General features: G+C 69.4%; 9 protein-coding genes and 1 tRNA gene. 7 read left to right on the top strand and 3 right to left on the bottom strand.

Annotation, left to right across the window (positions count from 1 at the left end; all coding sequences use genetic code 11):
• The first annotated feature begins 47 nt into the window (after positions 1 to 47).
• The 3 genes from rpsI (at position 48) to prfA (ending at position 1948) form a co-directional block, all read left to right on the top strand.
• The gene (rpsI, locus tag IQ216_RS10060; RefSeq protein ID WP_193815366.1) at positions 48 to 449 is read left to right on the top strand and encodes a 30S ribosomal protein S9; all 402 of its coding nucleotides are present in this window, start codon (positions 48 to 50) and stop codon (positions 447 to 449) included.
• A 49-nt stretch (positions 450 to 498) separates the two neighbouring features.
• The gene (rpmE, locus tag IQ216_RS10055) at positions 499 to 774 is read left to right on the top strand and encodes a 50S ribosomal protein L31 (RefSeq protein WP_193815365.1); all 276 of its coding nucleotides are present in this window, start codon (positions 499 to 501) and stop codon (positions 772 to 774) included.
• Between the two features lie 76 nt (positions 775 to 850).
• Positions 851 to 1948 carry a peptide chain release factor 1 gene (gene prfA, locus IQ216_RS10050; protein ID WP_193815364.1) on the top strand — a complete coding sequence of 366 codons (1098 nt, stop codon included), beginning with the start codon at positions 851 to 853 and terminating at the stop codon, positions 1946 to 1948.
• Between the two features lie 14 nt (positions 1949 to 1962).
• Here the strand turns inward: prfA and IQ216_RS10045 are convergent, their stop codons facing one another.
• Entirely contained in the window at positions 1963 to 2487 is a 525-nt protein-coding gene (locus tag IQ216_RS10045) for an HNH endonuclease (RefSeq protein ID WP_193815363.1), read from the bottom strand.
• A gap of 77 nt (positions 2488 to 2564) precedes the next feature.
• On the opposite strand from IQ216_RS10045, the gene alr reads away from it, so the two are divergent.
• Both alr and IQ216_RS10035 read left to right on the top strand, forming a co-directional pair.
• Entirely contained in the window at positions 2565 to 3752 is a 1188-nt protein-coding gene (alr, locus tag IQ216_RS10040) for an alanine racemase (protein WP_228007375.1), read from the top strand.
• 35 nt (positions 3753 to 3787) lie between these two features.
• Positions 3788 to 3876, top strand: a tRNA-Ser gene (locus tag IQ216_RS10035).
• A 51-nt stretch (positions 3877 to 3927) separates the two neighbouring features.
• Here IQ216_RS10035 and IQ216_RS10030 read toward each other — a convergent pair.
• On the bottom strand, positions 3928 to 4857 hold the full coding sequence (locus tag IQ216_RS10030) for a serine hydrolase (protein ID WP_193815361.1): 930 nt from the start codon (positions 4855 to 4857) through the stop codon (positions 3928 to 3930).
• 17 nt (positions 4858 to 4874) lie between these two features.
• On the opposite strand from IQ216_RS10030, the gene IQ216_RS10025 reads away from it, so the two are divergent.
• Both IQ216_RS10025 and IQ216_RS10020 read left to right on the top strand, forming a co-directional pair.
• Complete coding sequence (locus tag IQ216_RS10025; RefSeq protein WP_193815360.1) at positions 4875 to 5639, top strand: C40 family peptidase; 765 nt, start codon at positions 4875 to 4877, stop codon at positions 5637 to 5639.
• 25 nt (positions 5640 to 5664) lie between these two features.
• Positions 5665 to 6630: a glycosyltransferase family 2 protein gene (locus IQ216_RS10020; RefSeq protein ID WP_193815359.1), complete on the top strand. Its 966-nt coding sequence runs from the start codon at positions 5665 to 5667 to the stop codon at positions 6628 to 6630.
• Here the strand turns inward: IQ216_RS10020 and IQ216_RS10015 are convergent.
• Positions 6576 to 6957, bottom strand: a 382-nt coding sequence (locus IQ216_RS10015) for a HEAT repeat domain-containing protein (RefSeq protein WP_228007373.1), incomplete at its 5' end; no start/stop codon positions are given. The two genes, IQ216_RS10020 and IQ216_RS10015, sit on opposite strands and share 55 nt — an antisense overlap.

Raw genomic sequence — 6957 nt, 5'->3', positions numbered from 1 at the left:
GCCCAGAAGCCCCAGCCCCTCGCCCTCGATCCTGCCGCCGCCGCCCAATGAGCACCTCCAACGTCGTCTACTGGGGCACCGGTCGCCGCAAGACCGCCGTGGCCCGTGTCCGTGTCGTGCCCGGCAGCGGCAGCGTCACGATCAACGGCCGTCCCGGCGATAACTACCTGAACTACAACCCCGTGTACCTGGCGGCGGTCAAAGCCCCCCTCAACACCCTGGGGCTCGCCACCGACTACGACCTGCTGGTGAACGTGCGCGGCGGTGGCCTCACCGGCCAGGCCGATGCCATCAAGCAGGGCGCTGCCCGGGCCCTGTGCGACCTGTCCCCTGACAACCGCAAACCGCTCAAGACGGAGGGCCACCTCAGCCGCGACCCCCGAGCCAAGGAACGCCGCAAGTACGGCCTCAAGAAAGCCCGTAAGGCGCCCCAGTTCTCGAAGCGCTGATCTTCAACTCGAAGCGCCGATCGTCGATCTCCTTCAGACCTTTCCAGCCATGCCCAAGGCCGACATTCATCCCACCTGGTACCCCGATGCCAAGGTGATCTGCAACGGAGAGGTGGTGATGACCACCGGCTCCACCTCACCTGAGCTCCATGTGGACGTGTGGAGTGGCAACCACCCCTTCTACACCGGAACCCAGAAGATCCTCGACACCGAAGGCCGGGTTGACCGCTTCATGCGCAAGTACGGCATGGCCAGCCTCGACAGCAGTGCTGGCGTCAAGACCGAACCAGAAGCGAAGCCCGAAGCCGGCACCACCGAGGCCTGAGCCAACGGAGCCGCGCGGCCGGGAGAGCCACTTCTGCCCGGAGCGCCCCTCCTGACAGCTCCGGAATCGCTGGCCCATGGATCCCTCTCTCCTTCATGATCGCCTCACGGCCGCCAGGAGCACCTTTGAGACCCTGGAGCGCCAACTGGCGGATCCTGCCGTGGCCTCAAACCCCGAGCAGCTGCAGGCGATCGCCCGCGAGCGCTCACGCCTGGAACCGCTGGTGCGGAACCATGAGCGCTTCCAGAAGCTGAAGCAGGAAGAGGACCAAGCCCGGCAACTGCTGCGGGAGCATCGGGGTGACGCTGGCATGGAGCAACTGGCCAGCGAGGAACTGCAGCAGCTCGGCAAGGCCATCGCAGCCCTGGAACAGACGCTCACCGTGGCTCTGCTGCCGCGCGATCCCCGCGATGAGCGCAGCGTGATGCTCGAGGTGCGGGCAGGGGCCGGCGGCGACGAGGCCGCCATCTGGGCCGGCGACCTGGCCCGCATGTACGAGCGCTACGCCCAGAGCCTGGGCTGGCGGGTTGATCCGGTGTCGGCTTCGGAGGCGGAGCTGGGGGGCTACAAGGAACTGATCCTGGCGATCCGGGGCGAGGGCGTGTTCAGCCAGCTGAAATTTGAGCCCGGCGTGCACCGGGTGCAGCGGGTGCCGGCCACGGAGTCCCAGGGGAGGGTGCACACCTCCACGGCCACGGTGGCCGTGATGCCGGAGGCCGATCCGGTGGAGGTGCAGATCGAGCCCGGCGACGTGGAGATCAGCACCGCCCGCTCCGGCGGGGCCGGCGGCCAGAACGTCAACAAGGTGGAAACGGCGGTGGACCTGATCCACCGACCCACCGGCATTCGCGTGTTCTGCACCCAGGAGCGCTCGCAGCTGCAGAACCGGGAGCGGGCCATGGAGATCCTGAGGGCCAAGCTCTACGAGCGCCAGCTCGCTGAGGCCAACGCCAGAGAGCGCTCCGACCGGCTGGCGCAGGTGGGCAGCGGCGACCGCAGTGAAAAGATCCGCACCTACAACTACAAGGACAACCGCACCACCGACCACCGCCTGGGGCGCAACTTCTCGCTCGAGCCCATTCTCAATGGCCAGCTCCACGACCTGATCGGGGCCTGCATCACCGCCGACCAGAACCGCCGCCTCGATGCCCTCGCCGCCCAGGTGAGCGCCTGAACGGGCAGCCGCGCTCAGACGAACAGCTCGGCGCCGGACTCCACGCCGATCAGGTATTTGGCCCACTCGTGGTGGCGACCGGCCCGCAGGTGGCGCGTCGCCTCATAGCCGAGGCCGCTGGCGGGACGATGGGGTTGGCGGCGCAGGGCCATGCCGGCCTCCCGCGGCGTGCGGTTGCCCTTGCGCACGTTGCAGCTCAGGCAGGCGGTGGTCACGTTCTCCCAGCTGTCCAGCCCACCGCGGCTGCGGGGAACGACGTGATCCACCGAGAGCTGATCTCCGCCATAGCCGCAGTACTGGCAGCAGTGGCCGTCCCGGTGGAAGAGATTGCGCCTGGTGAGCGGCAGTTGCCGGTAGGGCACGCGTACGAACTGCCGCAGGCGGATCACCGTGGGGAGCAGAGTATCCTCGCGGATCAGATGTGTCGGGTCGTGTTCCAGGCCTTCGGCTTTGCCCTTGAGAAGCATCACCATGGCGCGGCGCCAGGTGGTGATGTTGAGGGGTTCGTAGGAGGCGTTGAGGACGAGGACGTGGCCCATGCCAGAGCCGGGATTACCCGGCATGCTAATTGCGCTGGATTGAGGAATCCGTGACGCAGGCCACGAACCAAGGCTGGCTGCCGAGCCTGCCCCTGGTGGAGGCCGGCCTGGAGCGGCGGCGGGCCTGGGTGGACGTGGAGGCCTGGGCGATCACCGCCAACGCCCGGGCGCTGAAGCGCGCCATCGGCCCCGACTGCTCCCTGATGGCCGTGGTCAAGGCCGATGGCTATGGCCATGGTGCCGTGGTGGTGGCCCGGGCCGCCCTGGAGGGGGGAGCCAGCTGCTTCGGGGTCGCCACCCTCGGCGAGGGGATCCAGCTGCGCCAGGCCGGCATCGAGGCGCCGGTGCTGGTGCTGGGCGGGCTCGGCCATCCCGAGGAACTGCGCAGCTGCCAGCGCTGGCAGCTGATGCCCACGATCAGCGGCATGCGGGAGGCCCTGCTCTGTCAGAACCTGGCCAGCGGCGGCGGCGCCCCGATGGCCGTGNNNCNNAANCTNGANANGGGCATGACCAGGCTGGGAGCGGCCTGGCAGGAGGGGCCGAGGCTGGTGAGAGCCATCCAGGAGCTGGATGCCGTGCACCTGGCAGGGGTCTACTCCCACCTCGCCAACGCTGACGCCGAGCCGGAAGCCGCCGTGGCCGGGGATCTGGACCCCACCACGGCGGAGCAGAAACGCCGCTTCGACAACGTGCTGGCGAGCCTGAGGCAGCAGGGGCTCGAGCCGGGGATCCGCCACCTGGCCAATTCGGCCGCCACCCTGCGCAGCCCTGCGCTCCACTACGACATGGTGCGGGTGGGCCTGGCCCTGTATGGCCACAGCCCCGCCCCCCATCTGCGCCGGGTGCTCGACCTGCAGCCGGCCCTGCACCTGCACGCCCGGGTCACCCTGGTGCGCGAGGTGCCTGAGGGCGTTGGGGTGAGCTACGGCCACCGCTTCCACACCGCGCGCCCCAGCCGCCTGGCGGTGGTGGGCATCGGCTATGCCGACGGGGTGCCCCGGCAACTCTCCAACCAGATGGAGGTGCTGTTCGAGGGTCAGCGCCTGGCGCAGGTGGGGGCGATCACCATGGACCAGCTCGTGGTGGATGCCACCGATTGCGCCGATCTGGAGACGGGCTCGGTGGTGACCCTGCTGGGCAGCGATGGCGACCAGCAGATTCAGCCCACCGACTGGAGCGAGCGCTGTGGCACCATCCCGTGGGAAATCCTCTGCGGTTTCAAGCTGCGCCTGCCGAGGCTGGAGGCCCAACCCGCCAGAGCCTGAGCCGATGGCCACGCTGATAAGCTCATCGGGCCCCTGGAGAGGTGGCTGAGCGGTTGAAAGCGGCTCCCTGCTAAGGAGTTACAGGAGGCAACTTCTGTCGAGGGTTCGAATCCCTCCCTCTCCGTTGAACTGCCCAAGCCCCCTGCCCTGAGCTGGTCGCTCCTGCCTTGGGCCCTCAGTGCCTGCAAGCCCTGCAGAGGTGGCTGGCGAGCGCCGGCAGCAGCCGTTCATCGAGGGCCCGCTCCCGACCCTCGCTGAACACCACCAGCAGGAAGGGGTCGTGGCCCTCAGCCTCCACATAGGCGGCGTCATGGCGCGCCTGACTCATCCAGCCGGCCTTGCTCCACAGCCTGGCCTGATCGGGCAGGCCGGCGCCGAGGAAACCGTCCACCTGGTTTTCCGGGTCGGCCGCGCGGCAGTCCGGCTCCAGACTGCGCTCCAGCACTTGTCGCATGCGTGCACAGGCCGGCGGCGAGACCACAGCGGCGGCCATCACCGCCAGCAACAGCCTGGCCACCGCCTCGCTGCTGAGGCTGTTGCGGTTGTCCAGCTCCGGGCCGTAGAAGGCCCGCTCGCGGCCGTAGGGACCATCGCCCCAGGTTTTCTGGCAGGCGTTGCAGCCCTGCAACTCAGGCCACCCCAACCCTGCCAGCCAGTCGTTCACCAGCTGGCGCTGCCGCACCCAGGCCTCCATGCGCTCGGGGGGCAGGGCCGGACCGCTGGTGGTGCCGCTGAGCAGATCCACCACCAGGCCGGTGGCGTCATTGCTGGAGTCGCGGATCATGTCGGCCAGAGCCCGCCTCAGCTCAGGCCCGTCCTCGAGCCATTCCTCCTGCAGCCAGGCCTCAACGGCGATCAGGTACACCAGCTTCACCACACTGGCGGGGTAGCGCTGGCGATCCCCCCCCCAACTGGCCCCCCGTCCGGGGAGGCTCCAGAAGGCGCTGGGCCCCGCCTCCATGGCTCGCTCCCGCTGGGATGGAGCAAAGCGAACCCAGGTGATCGAGAGCTGCTGGCCCAGACCCGGGCGGCCCTCCAGCTCCAGCGCCTCGATCAGCTCAGCCAGGGTCTGCGCCATGCCCTGGTCCTGGCTGTAGAACGCCATCAGTGCCGGCACAAGCTGTGACGACCCTAGGAACCCCCCAGTCGCTTCCCCTTGCGGAGGGCACGGCGGCTGCGCCGGAACTGCTCCTGCCCGGCAGCGTCTGGCGGCTGGAGGCCCCCCTCGACCTGTTCAGCCGTCCGCAGGGAAGCGGGCTCGCCACCCAGGCGGCTGGCGGGCGCTGCCTGGAGATCTGCAGCGGCTTGAAGCAGGGCCGCCTGCGGGTGCGCCTGCTGGAGGACGGCTACCCGGGCTGGATCGCGGCCGATGCGCTGCTGGGGCAGGCGATGGCCAGCCGCGCTCCCAGGCCGTTGCTGCTGGCTCGCGCCGCCATCGAGGAACGGCTGGCGGCGGTGCTGGCCTTTGCCATGGCCGCCAACCAAAGGCCCAACACCTATCTGTGGGGGGGCAGCCTCGGGCCCGACTTCGACTGTTCCGGGCTGGTGCAGGCGGCCTACGCCAGCACCGGCATCTGGCTGCCGCGCGATGCCTACCTGCAGGAGCGCTTCTGCCAGCCCCTGGCGGTGCGCCCCGGCGTGTTCCACCAGCTCGAGCCCGCCGACCTGATCTTCTTCGGCAGCCCGCAGCGCTGCACCCACGTGGCCCTGCACCTGGGCAGCGGACGCTATCTGCACAGCTCCGGGCGCGAGCACGGGCACAACGGCATCGGCATCGACGATCTCAACCCCAACAATGCTCACCCCGTGGCGGGCCACTACCGCGCCGAACTGCGCGGCGCCGGACGGGTGATGCGCTGTCACGACGGCAGTCCCCTGCCCGCCTAGGTTCCTTGCCTGCGATCGGGCCGCGATGGATCTCTCAGTGGTGGTGCCCCTCTACAACGAGGAGCAGAACGTGCCGCTGCTGGTGGAGCAGGTGCTGCGATCGATCCGCCCCCTGGGGCTGGAGCACGAGCTGGTGGTGGTGGATGACGGCTCCACCGACGGCACCGCCGAGGTGCTGCGCGGGCTGAGCAGCAGCCGGCCGGAGCTGGTGGTGGTGCTGCTGCGGCGCAACTACGGCCAGAGCGCCGCCATGGCCGCGGGCTTCGATGCCAGCTGCGGGCAGGTGATCGTCACTCTTGATGGCGACCTGCAGAACGATCCGGCCGACATTCCCATGCTGCTGGAGCGGCTGGAGCAGGGCTTCGATCTGGTGAGCGGCTGGCGCCACCAGCGGCAGGACCATGCCGTGTCGCGGCTGCTGCCCAGCCGCATCGCCAATCGTCTGATCGCCCGGGTCACCGGCGTACGCCTGCACGACTACGGCTGTTCTCTCAAGGCCTACCGCCGCGAGGTGGTGGACGACCTCAACCTCTACGGCGAGCTGCACCGGTTTCTGCCAGCCCTGGCCTTCATCGAGGGCGCCCGCATCAGCGAGGTGCAGGTCGGCCACCACGCCCGCCGCTATGGCCAGAGCAACTACGGCATCGATCGCACCTTCCGGGTGCTGATGGACCTGCTCACGGTGTGGTTCATGAAGCGATTCCTGACCCGGCCGATGCACGTGTTCGGTTCAGCCGGGCTGGCGGCCATGGCGGTGGGTCTGCTGCTGACTGTGGCCCTGGTGGTGGAAAAGCTGCTGCTGGGGGCCGAGATCGGCGATCGGCCGCTGTTGCTGGTGGCCCTGATCAGCGTTGTGGCGGGCGTGCAGCTGTTCTGCTTCGGGCTGCTGGCTGAACTGCAGATGCGCACCTACCACGAGAGTCAGGGGCGGCCCATCTACCGGGTGCGCGAGACGTTGCGGGGCAGCGCCACGACCGGTTCCCCCGCCTGAGGCCGGGACTGCCGGCCCCGGAAGCGTTCCAGCGCCAGAGCTGCCTCGAGCACCACGCGGGGGTCGGGGTCGCGGCGGGCCCTGTGCAGCAGCGGCAGGGTGCAGCGGTGACCCCAGCGGCGGGCTACCTTCACGGCGACCAGACGGTTGGCGTGATCCGCCTCGAAATGGCGCTGCAGCGCCTTGAGCAGCAGCTGCTGATCGCGAGCACGGAGCGCCACACCGGCAGGCTGGCGAGCGAGAGGCGAGGCGGCAGCGAAGGCGGCGGCAGCCTCGTCGGCGCTGGGCGGCCCTGAGCGGGAGGGCTGCCCGGCAGGGGAGAAGGGG

The organism is Cyanobium sp. LEGE 06143, assembly GCF_015207535.1.
GTDB lineage: Bacteria > Cyanobacteriota > Cyanobacteriia > PCC-6307 > Cyanobiaceae > NIES-981.
Note: the sequence above shows the minus strand (reverse complement) of the source record. Positions and strands in the feature narration are given on the sequence as shown.